The sequence below is a fragment of the Pseudomonas sp. TE3-3-F2023 genome (genome assembly GCF_036784815.1).
Lineage (GTDB): Bacteria > Pseudomonadota > Gammaproteobacteria > Pseudomonadales > Pseudomonadaceae > Aquipseudomonas > Aquipseudomonas pudica.
Genome location: NZ_CP145113.1, coordinates 3,990,442 through 4,006,910, shown reverse-complemented (window position 1 = coordinate 4,006,910; position 16,469 = coordinate 3,990,442). Strand labels below are relative to the sequence as shown.

The window sequence follows — 16,469 nt, the reverse complement described above, 5'->3', positions numbered from 1 at the left end:
TCGCCTGTTTCGCGGGCGCGCCCGCTCCCACAGGGTTCGCGCTAAGCGATGGATCGCTGCCGCTCAGCGCGGCTTGCGCAGCGCCGCATGCTGGGGGTTGAAGGTAAGGATCGCCAGCAGGGTGAACAGCACGGTCAGCCCCAGGCATACCGCCAGTGCCAGCGGGTTGAAGCGCTCATACAAGGCAAAGCGCACCAGCTCCACGGCATGGGTGAACGGGTTCACTGCACACAGCCAGTACAGCCACTGGCTGGCCTCGCGCATTTTCCACAACGGGTACAGCGCCGAGGACAGGAAGAACAGCGGGAATATCACGAAGTTCATCACCCCGGCAAAGTTCTCCAGCTGGCGGATCGCATTCGACAGCAACAGCCCCAGGGCGCTGAGCATCAGCGCCACCAGCAGCAACGCGGGCAGCGCCAGCAACAGGCCCGCAGCCGGTGGCCGCACGCCATACAACCAGGCGATGGCAAGGAAGGCGTACACCTGCAGCAGGGAAATCAACGAGGTTGCCAGCAGCTTGCTGCCGAGCAGGAAGGGCCGCGGCAACGGGCTGGTCAGCAATACGCGCATGCTGCCCATCTCCCGGTCATAAACCATCGACAGCGAGCCCTGCATGCCGTTGAACAGCAGGATCATGCAGGCAAGGCCCGGAATGATGTACACCTCGTAGGGGATGTAAGTGTCGTAGGGCTCGATGATCGCAATGCCCAGGGCCGCGCGAAAGCCGGCAGCGAACACCAGCAGCCACAGCAGCGGGCGCACCAGGGCGCTGAGGAAACGGGTGCGCTGCAGGACGAAACGCAGGCATTCGCGCAGGAGAATGCCGCTGAAGCACTGCCAGTAAGCGTTCATCGGGCATTGGCTCCTGTGGGGGCGCTGGTCAGACGGGCAAAGGCATGGTCGAGGTCACCGCCGTGCTCCAGGCTCAGGGCGTCGGCCGTGCCGCTGGCCACCAGGCGCCCTTGATGCAGGATCAGCAGGTCATCGCTGGGCTGCACTTCGTCCAGCAGATGGGTGGTCCACAGCACACTGAGGCGCTGCTCGCGACACAGCAGCCGCAGGTGCTGGTTGAGCGCCAGGCGGCTGGCCGGGTCAAGGCCGACACTGGCCTCGTCGAGCAACAGCAAGCGCGGTTCATGCAGCAGCGCGCGGGCAATTTCCACCCGGCGCCGATGGCCGATGTTCAGCGCCCGGACCGGCTCACGCCGCCGTTCATCGAGGCCTTGGCGGGCCAGCTCGGCATCGACCCGAATATTGCCCTGGCGCCGCGACAGGCCATGCAGCGAGGCGTGGTAGCGCAGGTTCTGCTCCACGCTCAGGTCCAGGTCCAGGGTGCTTTGCTGGAACACCACGCCCAGCTGGCGCAAGGCCGGGCGCGCCGCGTTGCGCAGCGAGCAGCCGCATACGTGGATGTCGCCATGCTGCAGGTCGTACAACCGGGTGAGCAGGGCGATCAAGGTCGACTTGCCTGCGCCGTTGGGGCCAAGCAAGGCGGCGAAACGTCCGGGCGCCAGGCTGAAGCCGACCTGCCTGAGCGCCTCGCGCTGGCCGTAGGCAAAGCTCACGTCACTGACATCGAGGGTATTCATGGCGTCACCACCACGCCCCAGGGGTAGCGCCCGACCTTCACCGACTTGAGCACCTTGAGGTTTTTGGCATCGATCACCGAAACGTCACCGCTGACCCCGTTGGTGGCCAGCAACTGGCTCTGGTCCGGGGTGAACGCCAGCTGCCAGACCCGCCGGCCCACCAGCAGGTAGTCGAGTACTTCATAGGTCTTGGCATCGACTACCGCCACATGGTTGGCCGGGCCCAGGGCGACGAACGCGTACTTGCCGTCGGCGCTGAGCTTGATGCCCACTGGCTGGACTTTGTCCGGGTGCACGCCCTTGATCTGGAAGTTCAGGGTTTTCAGCACCTGGCGGCTGGCCACGTCGAGGATGGTCACCGTGCCGCCGATTTCCGCCGAGGCCCACAGCCGCGAGCCGTCCTGGGTGAACTCGACGAAGCGTGGTCGCTGGTCCACCGGGGTACTGTCCGCCAGGGTCTGGGTGCTGGTATCGATCCAGTGCAGCATGTTGGTGGTTTCGCTGGTATTGACCGCCCACTTGCCATCCGGGCTCACCGCCATGCCTTCGGGCTCGATGCCGACGTCGATCTGCCCGAGCACTTTGTCGGTCTGGGTGTCGATCACTGTCACCAGTGCGTCGTCTTCGTTGGACACGTACAACCAGCGGTCGTTGGGGTGCAGGGCGAACTGCTCCGGGTCCTTGCCGGAGGGCAGTTCCTTGATGATCTTGCGGGTGGCCACGTCCATCACCTGCACCCGGTCCGAATCGCTGGCGCAGATGTACAGCAGCCTGTTGTCGTGGGACAGCAGCAGGCCGCGCGGACGCTGGCCCACCGGCAGGGTCTGGGTGACTTGCAGGGTCTGCATGTCGATCAGGCTGAGGCTGTTGTCCTTCTCGTTCGACACCCAGGCGGTGGCGGCCACCGCATGCCCGCTGGCAAGCGCCAGGGCGCCCGACAGCAGGCTGGGGTAAAGCAGTGCCCGGTGAAACGGGGAGCGACGCATGGCGAAATCCTTTTTGTTGTGGTTATCGGGTCAGGGGTAGCCGCAGGTCACTTCGGGCTTGTCGTAGCCCAGGCTGTCCATTTCGTTGAACGGGTGCAGGAAGCCCTCCTGCGGCGAAGTGCTGACCAGGGCCCGCGGCTGCACCAGCGGGATCGGCTGGCGCAGCTCGCCGTTCCACGGGCGGTAGCTGAGCTTGCGGCCCTTGAAACCGTCCAGCGGCAACTGCTCGCTGAGCAGCAGTTGCTGCAGGGCGCGGGGCTCGGCCTGGCGCAGTTTGCTTGCTGCGCTGGCGATGCTGCGCACGGCCATCCAGGCGGCGAAGTCGCGGTCGTTCATCCAGCGCCCGGCCTGGGCTTCGAAGCGCTTTTGCAACTGCGCCGCGCCGAAGGTTTCCACGGTCCTGTGCCAGCCGGTAGGGGTCAGGCCCTGGGTGCCGGCCACCGGGCGCGGGTACCAGGTCTGGTAGGGCAGGTACTCGCCGAAGTCGCCGCGCTCGTCGGCCACCAGCACCACGTCGTACTCGGCGGTTTGGGTGAACAGCGGCATGTCGGCCTGGGCGCTGCGGCGCTGGTCGTTGTCGAATGTCCAGGCTTTCTCCGCGACCAGCTGCATGCCGAAGCGCTTCATGGACCGGCGCAGGGCCGAGGCGTAGGCGCGGTCGTCGTCGGTCTGGCCGACGACCAACAGCGCCCGCTGCCATTTGCGCAGCACCAGGAATTGCGCCAGGGCATCGGCCAGCATGGCACGGCTTGGCAGGCTGTGCAGCACATTGCCCAGGCACTGGTTGCTGCGCAGGCTGTCGTCCGGGCTGCCGGCGTTGAACAGCAGGCTGTCGGGCAGGGCGTCAGACAGCGCGCGCAAGCTGGCGGCGGGGGCATTTACCACGAACAGCCGCAGGCCCTGGTCATGCTGGGCCTTGGCAGCTTGCAGCAGGGCTTCGGGGCTTTCGACGGTGGCATTGGCCAGGTGGAATTCCTGTTTGAGAAAACGCCCGCTGCTGTTGCTGTCGACAATCGCCAGTTCGGCGCCCTGCAGCCCGGCATCGGTGGGTTCGGGAATGATGTTGGACAGCAGCGGGCCGGGATCGGGGCGATAGCCGAGATAGCCGATGCGCACCTGCAACGGTTCCCCGCCTTGGGCCTGCGCGGCGGGAGCCGGGCTTGCAGCAAGCGTCGCGGCCAGGGCCAGCAGGCAGGTCATGGCAAGGTGGGCAGGCAGGCGCATAAGGCAACTCCACGGCAGATGGCGCCAGCATAGGAAGCCCGCCGGGAGCGGGAAATATGCAGAAAGTAGCGCTCGCCCGGTACCAAGGTAGTAATTCACCACATGGGCGCGGGTTTTACGATGGCCGCAGCAACCCCGAGGAGAACTGCCAATGCGCCTTGTCAACCTTTCGGCCCTGTGGCGGATCAACCTCTGGGTCACTTGTTGCTTCGCGATGTTGACGCTGGCCTGTGCCGGGGTGCTGTTGCACCAGGCGGTGGCTGATGTGGAGCGGGAGTTGCAGTCGGCGCAAGCCGTGGTGGCATACCTCGGCGACACTGCCGAGCGCGACCCGCAGAGCCTGCAACCACGGCTGACGCAAAGCCTGCGCCATGTGCGGGTGCACTGGCTGGCGGCGGATGAACCTGCGCGGCTGCCGCAAGAAACCGGCCTGGATGCCTGGCTGGGCCGCCAACTGCTTGGCCAGCGCCACGACAGCAGCCGGCTGCTGGAGCTGGGGGATGGCCGCCGGGTAATGATCACCGTGGATGCACGGGATGAGATAGACGAGGTGCGTGATTCCCTGCAGCAGTTGTTGATCCTGTGCGGTCTGGCGTTGCTGCTGAGCTTGTTGACCATCCGTTGGGCGGTGCGGCGGGGCATGGGCTTGCTGGACGATCTGCTGCAGGCCTTGCGCCAGGTCTCGGGTGGGCAATTGACCACACGCCTGCGCGAGGCCGGCCTGCCAGAGGCGCGCCAACTGGCGGAGCACTTCAACCGCATGACCGCGTCTCTGGAGCAGGCCCGCTGCGACAATACCCAACTTACCCAGGCCCTGCTGGCGGTGCAGGAGCAGGAGCGCACCCAGCTGGCGCAGACCCTGCACGACGACCTCGGACAATACCTGGCGGGTATTCGGGCCCAGCTCTGCCTGCTGCGCATGGTGGCCGACCAGCCAACCGCGGTGGCGCAGACGACCCGCACCCTGGAGCTCGATTGCGAACGCCTGCAGCAAGGTTTCCGCGCCCTGGTACACAACCTGTACCCGCTGGCGCTGCAGCACATGCCACTGGCCGAAGCCTTTGGCCTGCTGGTTAGCCAATGGCAGGCCAGCCAGGGTATCGATTGCCGCCTGAGGGTCGGCGAGCGGCTGCCGGCGTTGCCCGGGCCGAGCCGCACGCATCTGTATCGCTTGCTGCAGGAGGCATTGACCAACGTCGCCCGGCACGCTGGCGCCAGCCAGGTACGGGTGCGCCTGCAACGCAGCGCCAAGGGCTTGCGCCTGTTGGTTCGCGACAACGGTTGCGGTGCGAGCCAGCCTCAGCGCCCCGGTGTAGGCCTGCATTCGATGGCCGAGCGCGCCCGCAGCCTTGGCGGCGAACTGCGCATTCTCAGCCGCCCGGGTGCCGGCTGGGCGCTGGACCTGAACATTCCCATGGAGGTGTGATGAATATCGTGTTGGTCGATGACCACGCCGTGGTCCGCCAGGGCTATGCCAGCCTGTTGCGTGCGGTGCTGCCGACAGTACAGGTGCGTGAGGCTGCCAGTGGCGAAGAGGCGCTGGCCCGGGTTCAGGAGCAAGTGCCCAACCTGGTGATCATGGATTTCGGCCTGCCAGGTATCAGCGGCCTGGAAACCACCCGGCGCCTGCGTCAGCGCCTGCCGCAACTGCGGGTGCTGTTCTTCAGCATGCATGACGAACTGCCGTTGGTACGCCAGGCGCTGGATGCCGGGGCTTCGGGATACCTGACCAAGAACTCGGCGCCCGAAGTGCTGATCGAGGCGGTGCAACGGGTGTTGGCCGGGCATGCCTATATCGAACAGCCCCTGGCCACCCAGCTGGCCTGCACCTCACAGCACAATGCCAGCGACCCGCGCCTGCAGCGCATGACCCAGCGTGAGCTGGAGATTTTCGTGATGTTGGCCAAGGGCACACCGGTACGGGGGATTGCCGAGCAGCTGTGCATCAGCGCCAAGACCGTGTCCAACCACCTTACTTTGCTCAAGAGCAAGTTGCAGGTCAGCTCCCATGCCGAGCTGGTGCATCTGGGGATTGATCTGGGGGTGGTGCGGGTGGCGGGGTGAGGCATTCTGCTATCTGGACTTTGCGCAGAGCCTTGTAGGAGCGGCCTTGTGTCGCGATGGGCCGCAAAGCGGCCCCCAGGGGCTTCAGCGTCAACGCAGCAATCGTCGGGGCTGCTTTGCAGCCCATCGCGACACAAGGCCGCTCCTACAGGGGGGCCTGCGTAACGCAGGAATATCGGGCTCAATTGTCCCAGGTCTCGGGGCACCCCTTGCACCCCTCCATGTTGGCCTCCTGAAAATTCCCGTAGTGCTGGCGCGCCCCGCGCAAGTCGGCGCGGGCCAGGTTGCTCTGGCCAAACTTGGCCTCCTGCAGGTTGGCATCGCCAAGGTCGGCCTCTTGTAGGTCAGCCTTGCTCAGCCAGGCCATTTCCAGGTCCGCCGCCCGCAGGTTGGCCTGCTGCATCTTTGCCCCTGACAACCTGGCGAACTGCAGGTACGCAGCGCTGAGGTCGGCCTTGGCAAATTGCGCGCCCTGGGCAAACAGGCCCCAACCCTGAACGGCCACGAGCCGGCCATGGCTCAGGTTGGCCAGGCGCAGGTTGCTCTGCTGCAGGCTGGCGCGAGTCAGGTTGGCGCCTTGCAGGCTGGCCCTTTCCAGGTTGGCCAGGTCCAGCCGGGCATGGCGCAGGTCGGCATCGCGCAGGTCGGCGCCGGCCAGGTTCATCTTGCGCAGGTCCTGGTTGGCCAGGTTGGCGCCCCGCAGGTCGGCCCCCGGGCACTGGCTGGCTTCGGCAATCACGCAGCCGTTGATGGTCAGGGGGGGATCGTTGCCAACGTCGTCGGCATTCTCGGCCATGGCAGGGGCCAGCACGATCAGCAAGGCAAGTGGCAGGTAGTTCATGGCGAAAGGCTCTCAATGTGAAGTCGGGTATGCACCCTGGGGCCGCTTTGCGGCCCTTCGCAGCCCCAGTGATGCGTCAACTCATGCAGTCAACGCTGTGCAGTCTTGTTGTCCCAGCTGGGGATCTTGAACACCCAGAACGAACCACCCTGGGCCACCGGCTTGGTCAGTTCGGCCATATCGCCGCCCCATAGCGGCACCGCGCCGCCGTAGCCCACGGTCACGCCGATGTACTGCTCGCCGTCCTGTTCCCAGGTGATCGGCGGCGAGACGATGCCGCTGCCGGTCTGGAACTTCCACAGCTCCTTGCCCGTCTTGGCGTCGAAGGCCTTGAAGAAGCCGTCGCCGGTGCCGGTGAACACCAGGTTGCCCTTGGTCGCCAGCACGCCAGCCCACAGCGGCAGGTGCTCCTTGTGCTCCCAGACCAGCTTGCCGGTGGTCGGGTCCATGGCGCGAAGGGTGCCGACGTGGTCGTCGTACATGCGCTTGATGCGGAAACCCATGCCCAGGTAGGCCGAGCCCTTCTTGTAGTTCACTTCCTCGGTCCAGTACTCCTCCTTCCACTGGTTGCCGGGGATGTAGAACAGGCCGGTGTCCTGGCTGTAGGCCATGGGGTTCCAGTTCTTGCCGCCAAGGAAGGGTGGCGAGACCTCCACCGGCTTGCCCTTGGTTTCGCCCGGCAGCGGCTTGGCCGGGCGCTGCCCTGGGTTTTCCACCGGGCGCCCGGTCTTGAGGTCGATGTGGCTGGCCCAGGTGATGTTGTCCACGAAGGGGAAGGCGTTCTGCAGTTTGCCGTTGTTGCGGTCCACCACATAGAAGAAACCGTTGCGGTCGGCGTGGCCAGTGGCCTTGACCAGCTTGCCGTCCTTGCCTTTGTAATCGAACAGCACCAGTTCGTTGTTGCCGGAGAAATCCCAGGCATCGTTGGGTGTGTGCTGGTAGAACCACTTCACCTCACCGGTACTGGGGTCGACGCCGACCTGCCCTGAGGTATACAGGCTGTCGAAGTCTTGCGGGTTGCCATCCTTCGAGGTGCGCGCCCAGGTATTCCAGGGGCCGGGGTTGCCAGCACCGACGATGATGGTGTTGGTCTCGGGGTCGAAGCTGGCGCTTTGCCAAGGCGCGCCACCGCCGTGGCTCCAGGCTTCGACCTTGCCGGTTTCGGTGGTGGGGTCGTCCGGCCAGGACGGTGCCTTGACGTCACCGGTCGGCGTGCTGTCCTTGCCGTTCAGGCGGCCCATGTGGCCCTCGACGAAGGGCCGCATCCACACCTCTTCGCCGGTGTCCGGATCGCGGGCGAACAGTTGGCCGACCACGCCGAATTCATCGCCGGAGCTGCCGTGGATCAGCAGTACCTTGCCGCTGGTCTTGTCCTTGATCAGCACCGGGGCGCCGGTCATGGTGTAGCCGGCGGCGTGGTCGCCGAACTTCTTGTTCCACACCACTTTGCCGGTGCGCTTGTCGAGGGCGATGACCCGCGCGTCGAGGGTGCCGAAGTAGATCTTGTCGCCATAGATCGCCGCGCCGCGGTTGACCACATCGCAGCAGGGGCGAATGTTGTCCGGCAGGCGGTGGTTGTAGGTCCACAGGCGCTTGCCGGTCTTGGCATCGAGGGCGAACACCCGCGAATAGGAGCCGGTGACGTAGACCACGCCGTCACTGACGATGGCCTGGGATTCCTGGCCGCGCTGCTTCTCGTCGCCGAAGGAATAGGACCAGGCCGGGGTCAGCTTGAACACGTTCTGGTCATTGACCTGGGCCAGCGGGCTCCAGCGCTGGGCGTTGGTGCCCATGCCGTACTGCAGCACGTCCTGGGTGGTCAGGTGGTCGTTGGCGATGTCTTCCCAGGTCACGTTCCTGCCGGCAGGTGCGGCTGGGGCGGTGGCGGCTATGGCCGCGTTGCTCAGGGCCAGGCTACCGGCCAGCAGCAAGGCCCGCACGCTCAGGGCCAGAGGGGAAAGGGCGGGTAGCGTTCTTGTTGTCATGGTTGCAGTTCCCAGTGGAGGTTTTGGCCTGCACAGGGTGGGACGGCACGGGCGTCGCCGGATACGGAAAATGTCCCGCCCTTGCCGGGAATAATTCCCGCAGGGCACCTCATTTGGCCCTTCGCCACAAGCCCTACTACCAAGGGAGTAAGGCGCGGCCACCAAAGCAGCATTCGGCCGCTTGCGGGCTGTTTCTAAGATGGCGACACGGCCTCTGTGGTTGAGGCCTTGCGTGCAATCGTGAGGGCATAAAAATGACAACAAAACGCAACGTCTTGCTGGCTGCCGGGCTGCTTGCCAGTGCAGTGCTGACCGGCACGGCCTGGGCACATGGCAATGTGGTGCCCCAGGCCGTGGAAACCAAGGGCCTGACCCCCATCAAGGACGCTGGCGTAACCCTGGACGGCGATGGCTGGGCATCGGTTAACCCGTACCGCAGCTCTCCCGAGCACGACAAGGCCGTGGAGATCGGTGCCTCGGCCTACAACCAGAACTGCGCCGCCTGCCATGGCCTGGAGGCCAAGTCGGGGGGTATCGCCCCGGATCTGCGCATGCTCGATGCCGGCGAGGCCGGGGATGAGTGGTTCGTCGAGCGGGTACGCCACGGTGCGGTCCGCGACGGCCGGGTGTACATGCCGAAGATGGCCGACTACCTGAGCCAGGAGGCCCTGTGGGCGGTGCGCACCTACCTGGACAGCGTACACGTCGAGGAATGACGGCCATGCGTCTGTTGGCGGTGCTGTTCAGTGGCTTGCTGCTGTGCTGCGCAGCGGCGCAGGCGCAGGTGCGCAGCTACGACGCGATCATCGCCGCCGGCGAACTGAAGGTGGCGGTGTACAAGGACTTTGCGCCCTACAGCTTCGAGGACCACGGCCAGCCGCGTGGTGTCGACGTGGAACTGGCGCAGGCCCTGGCCACGGCGTTGGGAGTGCGCTTGCAACTGATCTGGGCGCCACCCGGAGAAAAGCTCGACGACGATCTGCGCGACTACATCTGGCGTGGCAGCCCGCTGCGTCACCAGCAACTGGCCGACCTGATGATGCGGGTGCCGTACGACCATGCCTACGCGCAGCGGCGCAACGAGGTGGGCGAGCTGGAAAACGCCCAGGTGGTGATGTTCGGCCCCTATCAGGAGGAGCGCTGGCAGGTCGCCTACGATCGCCGCCGCCTGGCCTCGGTGGCCAGTGTCGCGGTGTTCCGGCAGCACCCGATCGGGGTCGAGGTGGACAGCGTGCCGTCGTTCTACCTGACTTCCGTGTTCAACGGCATGCTCAGCGCCAGGACCCATCATTACCCCAATGTGCAGCAGGCCTTCGGTGCCATGCAGGCCGGCCAGGTAGACGCGGTGATGGCGATGCGCGGCGAGGTTGACTGGCAACTGCACCAGGCCGCCGACCCGCAACTGGCACTGGCGGAGAACGCCTACCCGAACCTTGGCAAGCAGGCCTGGGAGATCGGCATGGCGGTGCATGAAAGCAACCGGCAGCTGGCCTATGCGGTGGAGGAGGCGCTTGAGGCGTTGATTCGTGATGGGCGGATGAAGGCGATTTATGCCCATTACGGCCTGCGCTATCAAGTCCCGGAAATGTATCAGTAGCGCATGCGTATCCTGTGGGAGCGGGCATGCCCGCGAAGCAGGCTCCGCGGAGGATGGCACGGGCTTCGCCCGTGTTCGCGGGCACGCCCGCTCCCACAGGGGCGGCCCTGGCTCAATGGACAACTGTTTCATCAAGGAGTGGGCGATGAACTGGCGAGCAACTTTCCTGCTGGCCTGCTGGATGCCCTGGGCCGCACAGGCCCTGGCCAGCGAGCCGAGTAACCAAAAGGACCCGGTGCCGTCGGTGATGTGGGACTTCTACCACAAGCAGTTGCTGGGCCAGGCCGCGTTCGTGTTCGATGACCGGGTCAAGCTGCTGGCGCCGCCGTTTGCCGAAGACGCCCGCCAGGTGCCGCTGGAGATCGACGCCCGGGCGTTCAGCGGCGAGGTGGTGCGGATTCTCGCCTGGGCCGAACTCAACCCGCTGCCGCGCATTGTCGACTTCCAGCCCGGCGAGCGCGTGCTGCCCTGGTTGTCGATCCGTATCCGCATCGAGCAGGCCACACCGCTGCGCGCTGCGGTGCTGACGCGCGACGGCCTGTGGCATGTCGGCTCGGCCTTGATCGACGCCGCTGGCGGCGGTTGTACCGCGCCCAGCGTGGTACGCACCCAGCCCGGTTGGGAGGAGCACCTCGGTGAAGTCCTGGGCGGGCGCTACCCGCGCGGCGACAGCAGCCGCTTGCGCCTGCAGGTGGCCCACCCGATGGACAACGGCCTGGTCAGCGGCATTCCCGAATTTTTCCTCAACCATGCCGAGCTGCAAGGCGCGGACGGCCAGCGCCTGGCCAGCCTGGAACTGTACCCGGCGGTTAGCGAAAACCCCAACCTGGGCTTCGACATCCAGGGCCCCGGGCCGACCCGGTTGGTGTTGCAGGACAACAGCGGCAACCAGTTCGAGGCGGCAGTGCCCTGAACGCGTTGCCCGACTCCATCCCTGACCAGAGGCGCCCGTCATGCGTTGCATTCTGCTGTTGCTGCTGTGCCTGGGCCTGCCGGCCTGGGCAGACCTGGACTATCGCCTGAAGCCTCGGCAGATCGCCAAGGGCACCTGGCTGCTGGAGGGCAGCACCGACAATTTTGCCAAGGACAACGGCGGCAATATCGTCAACACCGCGTTCATCGTCACCGACAGCGGGGTGGTGGTGATCGACAGCGGGCCGTCGAAACGCTACGGCGATGCCTTGCGCCAGGCCATTGCCGCCACCACCGACAAGCCGGTGGTCGAAGTGCTGCTGACCCATCATCACCCCGACCATGTGCTGGGCAACCAGGCCTTTGCCGATGTGCCCATCGGCGCCCTGGCCGGTACCGGCGAGCTGTTGCGCCAGCAGGGCGAGGCCATGGCCGAGAACATGTACCGCCTGGTCGGCGACTGGATGCGCGGTACCGAGGTGGTGCTGCCGACCCGGGTGCTGGAGCCGGGTATTCACGAGGTGGGTGGGCACCGCCTGCGGCTGCTGGCGCTGGGCGGGCATACCGGTGCCGACCTGGCGATTCTGGATGAAAGCACCGGTGTGCTGTTCGCCGGCGACCTGGTGTTTCACGAGCGCGCGCTGACCACGCCCAACACCCCGGGGCTGGAGGTGTGGCTGAAGGACCTGGACACCTTGCAAGCGCTGCCCTGGAAGCAGCTGGTACCTGGTCACGGGCCGCTGGCCAGCGATGCCCGACCGTTTGCGCAGATGCGTGATTACCTGGGCTGGCTGGATGGGTTGATGCGTGACGGCGCGGCGCGCGGCGATGACATGGCCGAGATGATCCGCAGCCCGATACCCGAGCGGTTTGCTGGTATCAGCCTGACTCGATACGAGCTGATTCGCAGTGTCAGCCACCTGTACCCCCGCTACGAACGCCAGCAGCTGCGGCGCGTGGACAGCAAGGGCTGACACGGCCCCCCGGAGGGCCGCGTAGGTTCACTGATACCAAGGAACTAGAAAACTCAGCACTGCGGGCAATTGTTGGCAAGCAGGTCGGGACCAAGAATTCCCGACACACCGGGAAGTTTTCCCGGATACAACAAAAAAACCAAAGGTAGCCGTCATGACCCGATCCACACGTCGTCCCGTGTTCGCCTTGAGCCTGCTGCTCAGCGCCATGCTGCTTGCCGGTGCAGCCCACGCCGCTGTCAGCAATGAAGAAATTCTCCAGGACCCGAAGAACCCGCAGCAGATCGTGACCAATGGCCTGGGCGTGCAGGGCCAGCGCTACAGCCCGCTGAACCTGCTCAATACCGACAACGTCAAGGACCTGCGGCCGGTCTGGGCGTTTTCCTTCGGTGGTGAGAAGCAGCGCGGCCAGCAGGCCCAGCCGCTGGTCAAGGACGGGGTGATGTACCTGACCGGCTCCTACTCGCGGGTGTTCGCCGTGGACGCCCGTACCGGCAAGAAGCTGTGGCAATACGATGCGCGCCTGCCCGATGACATTCGCCCGTGCTGCGACGTGATCAACCGTGGCGTTGCGCTGTACGGCAACCTGGTGTTCTTCGGCACCCTCGATGCCAAGCTGGTGGCATTGAACAAGGACACTGGCAAGGTGGTATGGAGCAAGAAGGTGGCCGACCACAAGGAGGGCTACTCCATCAGCGCCGCGCCGATGATCGTCAACGGCAAGCTGATCACCGGCGTTGCCGGCGGCGAGTTTGGCGTGGTGGGCAAGATCCAGGCCTACAACCCGGAAAACGGCGAGCTGCTGTGGATGCGCCCGACCGTGGAAGGGCACATGGGCTACGTGTACAAGGACGGCAAGGCGATCGAGAATGGCATTTCCGGCGGCGAGGCGGGCAAGACCTGGCCCGGCGACCTGTGGAAGACCGGTGGTGCGGCGCCTTGGCTGGGCGGCTACTACGACCCGGAAACCAACCTGATCCTGTTCGGCACCGGCAACCCGGCACCGTGGAACTCGCACCTGCGCCCGGGCGACAACCTGTATTCCTCGTCGCGCCTGGCCCTGAACCCCGACGATGGCACCATTAAGTGGCACTTCCAGAGCACGCCCCATGACGGCTGGGACTTCGACGGCGTCAACGAGCTGATCTCGTTCAACTACAAGGACGGCGGCAAGGAGGTCAAGGCCGCCGCCACCGCTGACCGCAACGGCTTCTTCTACGTGCTGGACCGCACCAACGGCAAGTTCATCCGTGGCTTCCCCTTCGTCGACAAGATCACCTGGGCCACCGGCCTGGACAAGGACGGCCGGCCGATCTACAACGAGGCCAGCCGGCCGGGGGCGCCGGGTAGCGAGGCCAAGGGCAGCTCGGTGTTCGTCGCGCCGGCATTCCTCGGTGCCAAGAACTGGATGCCGATGGCCTACAACCAGGACACCGGGCTGTTCTACGTGCCGTCCAACGAGTGGGGCATGGACATCTGGAACGAAGGCATCGCCTACAAGAAGGGCGCGGCGTTCCTTGGTGCCGGCTTCACCATCAAGCCGCTCAACGAAGACTACATCGGCGTGCTGCGCGCCATCGACCCGGTCAGTGGCAAGGAAGTATGGCGCCACAAGAACTTCGCGCCGCTGTGGGGCGGGGTGCTGACCACCAAGGGCAACCTGGTATTCACTGGCACGCCGGAGGGCTTCCTGCAGGCGTTCAACGCCAAGACCGGCGACAAGGTCTGGGAGTTCCAGACCGGCTCCGGCGTGCTCGGCTCGCCAGTAACCTGGGAAATGGACGGCGAACAGTACGTTTCGGTGGTTTCCGGTTGGGGTGGTGCGGTGCCGCTGTGGGGCGGCGAAGTGGCCAAGCGGGTCAAGGACTTCAACCAGGGCGGCATGCTCTGGACCTTCAAGCTGCCCAAGCAGCTGCAAACGGCAAGCGCCAGTCGCTAAGCCGACAACCTGCCGCTTGCTGCAGGAGACCCTGCGGCAAGCGGCCCTACTACCAAATGACGAGAGCCCCGCTGCCAACGATGCATTCGCCCGGCAGGCGGGGCTTTTTACCATCGGCCCATCGCCTGTCGCCGGACAGGCATCGACCCGCAGAGGCTCAGCATGATCTACGCACAACCCGGAACCCCAGGCGCCATCGTGTCCTTCAAGCCACGCTACGGCAACTTCATCAACGGTGAATTCGTGCCGCCGCTGGGCGGCCAGTACTTCACCAACAGCTCGCCGGTCAACGGCCAGCCGATTGCCGAATTCCCGCGCTCCGGCGCCCAGGACGTCGAGCAGGCCCTGGACGCCGCGCATGCTGCTGCCGAGGCCTGGGGCAAGACTTCGGTGCAGGACCGTGCCCTGGTACTGCTGAAGATTGCCGACCGCATCGAACAGAACCTCGAAGTACTGGCCGTTACCGAAAGCTGGGACAATGGCAAGGCCGTGCGCGAAACCCTCAACGCCGACGTGCCATTGGCGGCGGACCACTTCCGTTACTTCGCCGGCTGCATCCGTGCCCAGGAAGGCGGCGCAGCCGAGATCAACGAAGGCACCGTGGCCTACCATATCCACGAGCCGCTGGGCGTGGTCGGGCAGATCATCCCGTGGAACTTCCCGCTGCTGATGGCCGCCTGGAAACTCGCCCCGGCCCTGGCCGCCGGCAACTGCGTGGTGCTCAAGCCGGCAGAGCAGACGCCACTGTCGATCACGATTTTCGCCGAGCTGATCGCCGACCTGCTGCCGGCAGGCGTGCTGAACATCGTCCAGGGCTTTGGCCGCGAAGCCGGCGAGGCCCTGGCCACCAGCAAGCGCATCGCCAAGATCGCCTTCACCGGTTCCACCCCGGTGGGCTCGCACATCATGAAGTGCGCGGCCGAGAACATCATCCCGTCCACCGTCGAACTGGGCGGCAAGTCGCCGAACATCTTCTTCGAAGACATCATGCAGGCCGAGCCCGCGTTCATCGAAAAGGCAGCCGAAGGCCTGGTGCTGGCGTTCTTCAACCAGGGCGAAGTGTGCACCTGCCCGTCGCGGGCGCTGATCCAGGAGTCGATCTACGAGTCGTTCATGGCCGAGGTGATGAAAAAGATCGCCAGGATTACCCGTGGCAACCCGCTGGACACCGCGACCATGGTCGGTGCCCAGGCCTCGGAGCAGCAATACGACAAGATCCTTTCCTACCTGCAGGTTGCCCGGGAGGAGGGCGCGCAGCTGCTCACCGGTGGCGCTGCCGAGCGGCTCGACGGCGACCTGGCCAGCGGTTACTACATCCAGCCGACCTTGCTCAAGGGCAACAACAAGATGCGGGTGTTCCAGGAGGAGATCTTCGGCCCGGTGGTGGGCGTGACCACCTTCAAGGACGAAGCCGAAGCCCTGGCGATCGCCAACGACAGCGAGTTTGGCCTGGGCGCGGGGCTGTGGACCCGTGACATCAACCGTGCCTATCGCATGGGGCGTGGGATCAAGGCCGGGCGCGTGTGGACCAACTGCTACCATCTGTACCCGGCGCATGCCGCGTTCGGTGGCTACAAGAAGTCCGGTGTGGGCCGCGAGACGCACAAGATGATGCTCGATCATTACCAGCAGACCAAGAACCTGCTGGTGAGCTACGACATCAACCCGCTGGGCTTCTTCTAAAGCCTGGGAGGGCCTCGGGGGCTGCCTTGCAGCCCATCGCAGGCAAGCCAGCTCCCACAGGTACTGCACAAGGTTCAAGGCCCATGCAGTACCTGTGGGAGCTGGCTTGCCGGCGATAAGGCCAGCACAGCAACACATCAATCCTCGGCTTTTCCCTGCCTTCCTACCAACGCACCCCGCAAACCTGTCCCAAAGTAGCATTCGGCCCCGTCGCCCCTCGTGCATTAATGCCTCTACCGGAATCGCCCGGCACCAAGAAGAGGAATGCCCCATGTGGACTAAACCCGCCTTTACCGACCTGCGCATCGGCTTCGAAGTGACGATGTACTTCGCCAATCGTTGATGCCTGTCCGGCCATCATCGCGATGGCCGGGTCTTCATTGCGCAAGCCCGTTGTGAACCTGATCGATCGCGAACAAGCCCTGGCCTTGCGCAAGGGCTTTCGCCTGCGCTGGGAGTCGCGCCAGGCGTGCCATGTGCTGCTGTACCCCGAGGGCATCATCGAGCTCAACGCCAGTGCCGGTTGGGTGCTCGAGTTGCTGGACGGCCAGCGCAGCGTGGCGGCTGTCATCGACCGCCTGGCACAGCGTTTCCCCGGTGTGCCGGGGCTCGACGAGGACATCCTGGCGTTCCTGGAGGTGGCCCGTGCCAAGTACTGGATCGAATGAGCCG

Annotated in this window: 16 protein-coding genes; 10 read left to right on the top strand and 6 right to left on the bottom strand. The window is 65.3% G+C overall.

Annotation, left to right across the window (positions count from 1 at the left end; all coding sequences use genetic code 11):
* Window positions 1-63: 63 nt before the first annotated feature.
* The 4 genes from V3314_RS18110 to V3314_RS18095 are packed head-to-tail and all read right to left on the bottom strand — an operon-like array spanning window position 64 to window position 3,802.
* On the bottom strand, window positions 64-855 hold the full coding sequence (locus V3314_RS18110; protein ID WP_135002050.1) for an ABC transporter permease: 792 nt from the start codon (window positions 853-855) through the stop codon (window positions 64-66).
* Window positions 852-1,592, bottom strand: coding sequence for an ABC transporter ATP-binding protein (locus tag V3314_RS18105; RefSeq protein WP_338459434.1), 741 nt, complete (start codon window positions 1,590-1,592; stop codon window positions 852-854). Before V3314_RS18105 ends, V3314_RS18110 begins: the two co-directional genes overlap by 4 nt.
* A complete protein-coding gene (locus V3314_RS18100; protein WP_338459433.1) occupies window positions 1,589-2,578 on the bottom strand; it encodes a YVTN family beta-propeller repeat protein in 990 nt (329 codons plus the stop codon). The genes V3314_RS18105 and V3314_RS18100 overlap by 4 nt, the downstream gene beginning before the upstream one ends.
* A gap of 30 nt (window positions 2,579-2,608) precedes the next feature.
* A complete protein-coding gene (locus V3314_RS18095; RefSeq protein ID WP_046613889.1) occupies window positions 2,609-3,802 on the bottom strand; it encodes an ABC transporter substrate-binding protein in 1,194 nt (397 codons plus the stop codon).
* 151 nt (window positions 3,803-3,953) lie between these two features.
* On the opposite strand from V3314_RS18095, the gene V3314_RS18090 reads away from it, so the two are divergent.
* A complete protein-coding gene (locus tag V3314_RS18090; protein ID WP_046613888.1) occupies window positions 3,954-5,228 on the top strand; it encodes a histidine kinase in 1,275 nt (424 codons plus the stop codon).
* A complete protein-coding gene (locus V3314_RS18085) occupies window positions 5,228-5,866 on the top strand; it encodes a response regulator transcription factor (protein WP_046613887.1) in 639 nt (212 codons plus the stop codon). The genes V3314_RS18090 and V3314_RS18085 overlap by 1 nt, the downstream gene beginning before the upstream one ends.
* A 181-nt stretch (window positions 5,867-6,047) precedes the next feature.
* Here V3314_RS18085 and V3314_RS18080 read toward each other — a convergent pair whose 3' ends face one another.
* Entirely contained in the window at window positions 6,048-6,707 is a 660-nt protein-coding gene (locus tag V3314_RS18080; protein WP_046613886.1) for a pentapeptide repeat-containing protein, read from the bottom strand.
* 89 nt (window positions 6,708-6,796) lie between these two features.
* Window positions 6,797-8,692: a quinoprotein ethanol dehydrogenase gene (gene exaA, locus V3314_RS18075; RefSeq protein ID WP_108481153.1), complete on the bottom strand. Its 1,896-nt coding sequence runs from the start codon at window positions 8,690-8,692 to the stop codon at window positions 6,797-6,799.
* Between the two features lie 254 nt (window positions 8,693-8,946).
* Between exaA and pedF the strand changes: the two genes are divergently transcribed.
* From pedF to pqqD, 8 genes are all read left to right on the top strand, one after another.
* Window positions 8,947-9,408 carry a cytochrome c-550 PedF gene (gene pedF / locus V3314_RS18070; RefSeq protein ID WP_153671034.1) on the top strand — a complete coding sequence of 154 codons (462 nt, stop codon included), beginning with the start codon at window positions 8,947-8,949 and terminating at the stop codon, window positions 9,406-9,408.
* Window positions 9,409-9,413: 5 nt separating this feature from the next.
* A complete protein-coding gene (locus tag V3314_RS18065; protein ID WP_338459430.1) occupies window positions 9,414-10,289 on the top strand; it encodes a transporter substrate-binding domain-containing protein in 876 nt (291 codons plus the stop codon).
* 145 nt (window positions 10,290-10,434) lie between these two features.
* Entirely contained in the window at window positions 10,435-11,202 is a 768-nt protein-coding gene (locus V3314_RS18060; protein ID WP_046613882.1) for a quinoprotein dehydrogenase-associated SoxYZ-like carrier, read from the top strand.
* Window positions 11,203-11,242: 40 nt separating this feature from the next.
* Entirely contained in the window at window positions 11,243-12,175 is a 933-nt protein-coding gene (locus tag V3314_RS18055) for a quinoprotein relay system zinc metallohydrolase 1 (protein ID WP_338459429.1), read from the top strand.
* 154 nt (window positions 12,176-12,329) lie between these two features.
* Window positions 12,330-14,114 carry a PQQ-dependent alcohol dehydrogenase PedH gene (gene pedH, locus V3314_RS18050; protein ID WP_135002359.1) on the top strand — a complete coding sequence of 595 codons (1,785 nt, stop codon included), beginning with the start codon at window positions 12,330-12,332 and terminating at the stop codon, window positions 14,112-14,114.
* A gap of 162 nt (window positions 14,115-14,276) precedes the next feature.
* The gene (locus V3314_RS18045) at window positions 14,277-15,797 is read left to right on the top strand and encodes an aldehyde dehydrogenase family protein (protein WP_338459428.1); all 1,521 of its coding nucleotides are present in this window, start codon (window positions 14,277-14,279) and stop codon (window positions 15,795-15,797) included.
* A 271-nt stretch (window positions 15,798-16,068) separates the two neighbouring features.
* Window positions 16,069-16,140 (top strand): pyrroloquinoline quinone precursor peptide PqqA, encoded by a 72-nt coding sequence (gene pqqA / locus V3314_RS18040; RefSeq protein ID WP_003253598.1) that lies wholly within the window; start codon window positions 16,069-16,071, stop codon window positions 16,138-16,140.
* 52 nt (window positions 16,141-16,192) lie between these two features.
* Complete coding sequence (gene pqqD / locus V3314_RS18035) at window positions 16,193-16,465, top strand: pyrroloquinoline quinone biosynthesis peptide chaperone PqqD (RefSeq protein WP_046613878.1); 273 nt, start codon at window positions 16,193-16,195, stop codon at window positions 16,463-16,465.
* The last annotated feature ends 4 nt before the right edge of the window (window positions 16,466-16,469 follow it).

What these genes read in the sequence shown, in the direction of transcription:
- V3314_RS18105 (WP_338459434.1), bottom strand. Translation starts at nt 1,592, where the DNA reads ATGAATACCCTCGATGTCAGTGACGTGAGCTTTGCCTACGGCCAGCGC.
- V3314_RS18110 (WP_135002050.1), bottom strand. Translation starts at nt 855, where the DNA reads ATGAACGCTTACTGGCAGTGCTTCAGCGGCATTCTCCTGCGCGAATGC.
- pedH (WP_135002359.1), top strand. Translation starts at nt 12,330, where the DNA reads ATGACCCGATCCACACGTCGTCCCGTGTTCGCCTTGAGCCTGCTGCTC.
- exaA (WP_108481153.1), bottom strand. Translation starts at nt 8,692, where the DNA reads ATGACAACAAGAACGCTACCCGCCCTTTCCCCTCTGGCCCTGAGCGTG.
- V3314_RS18090 (WP_046613888.1), top strand. Translation starts at nt 3,954, where the DNA reads ATGCGCCTTGTCAACCTTTCGGCCCTGTGGCGGATCAACCTCTGGGTC.
- V3314_RS18060 (WP_046613882.1), top strand. Translation starts at nt 10,435, where the DNA reads ATGAACTGGCGAGCAACTTTCCTGCTGGCCTGCTGGATGCCCTGGGCC.
- V3314_RS18080 (WP_046613886.1), bottom strand. Translation starts at nt 6,707, where the DNA reads ATGAACTACCTGCCACTTGCCTTGCTGATCGTGCTGGCCCCTGCCATG.
- V3314_RS18045 (WP_338459428.1), top strand. Translation starts at nt 14,277, where the DNA reads ATGATCTACGCACAACCCGGAACCCCAGGCGCCATCGTGTCCTTCAAG.
- V3314_RS18100 (WP_338459433.1), bottom strand. Translation starts at nt 2,578, where the DNA reads ATGCGTCGCTCCCCGTTTCACCGGGCACTGCTTTACCCCAGCCTGCTG.
- V3314_RS18095 (WP_046613889.1), bottom strand. Translation starts at nt 3,802, where the DNA reads ATGCGCCTGCCTGCCCACCTTGCCATGACCTGCCTGCTGGCCCTGGCC.
- V3314_RS18085 (WP_046613887.1), top strand. Translation starts at nt 5,228, where the DNA reads ATGAATATCGTGTTGGTCGATGACCACGCCGTGGTCCGCCAGGGCTAT.
- pedF (WP_153671034.1), top strand. Translation starts at nt 8,947, where the DNA reads ATGACAACAAAACGCAACGTCTTGCTGGCTGCCGGGCTGCTTGCCAGT.
- V3314_RS18065 (WP_338459430.1), top strand. Translation starts at nt 9,414, where the DNA reads ATGCGTCTGTTGGCGGTGCTGTTCAGTGGCTTGCTGCTGTGCTGCGCA.
- V3314_RS18055 (WP_338459429.1), top strand. Translation starts at nt 11,243, where the DNA reads ATGCGTTGCATTCTGCTGTTGCTGCTGTGCCTGGGCCTGCCGGCCTGG.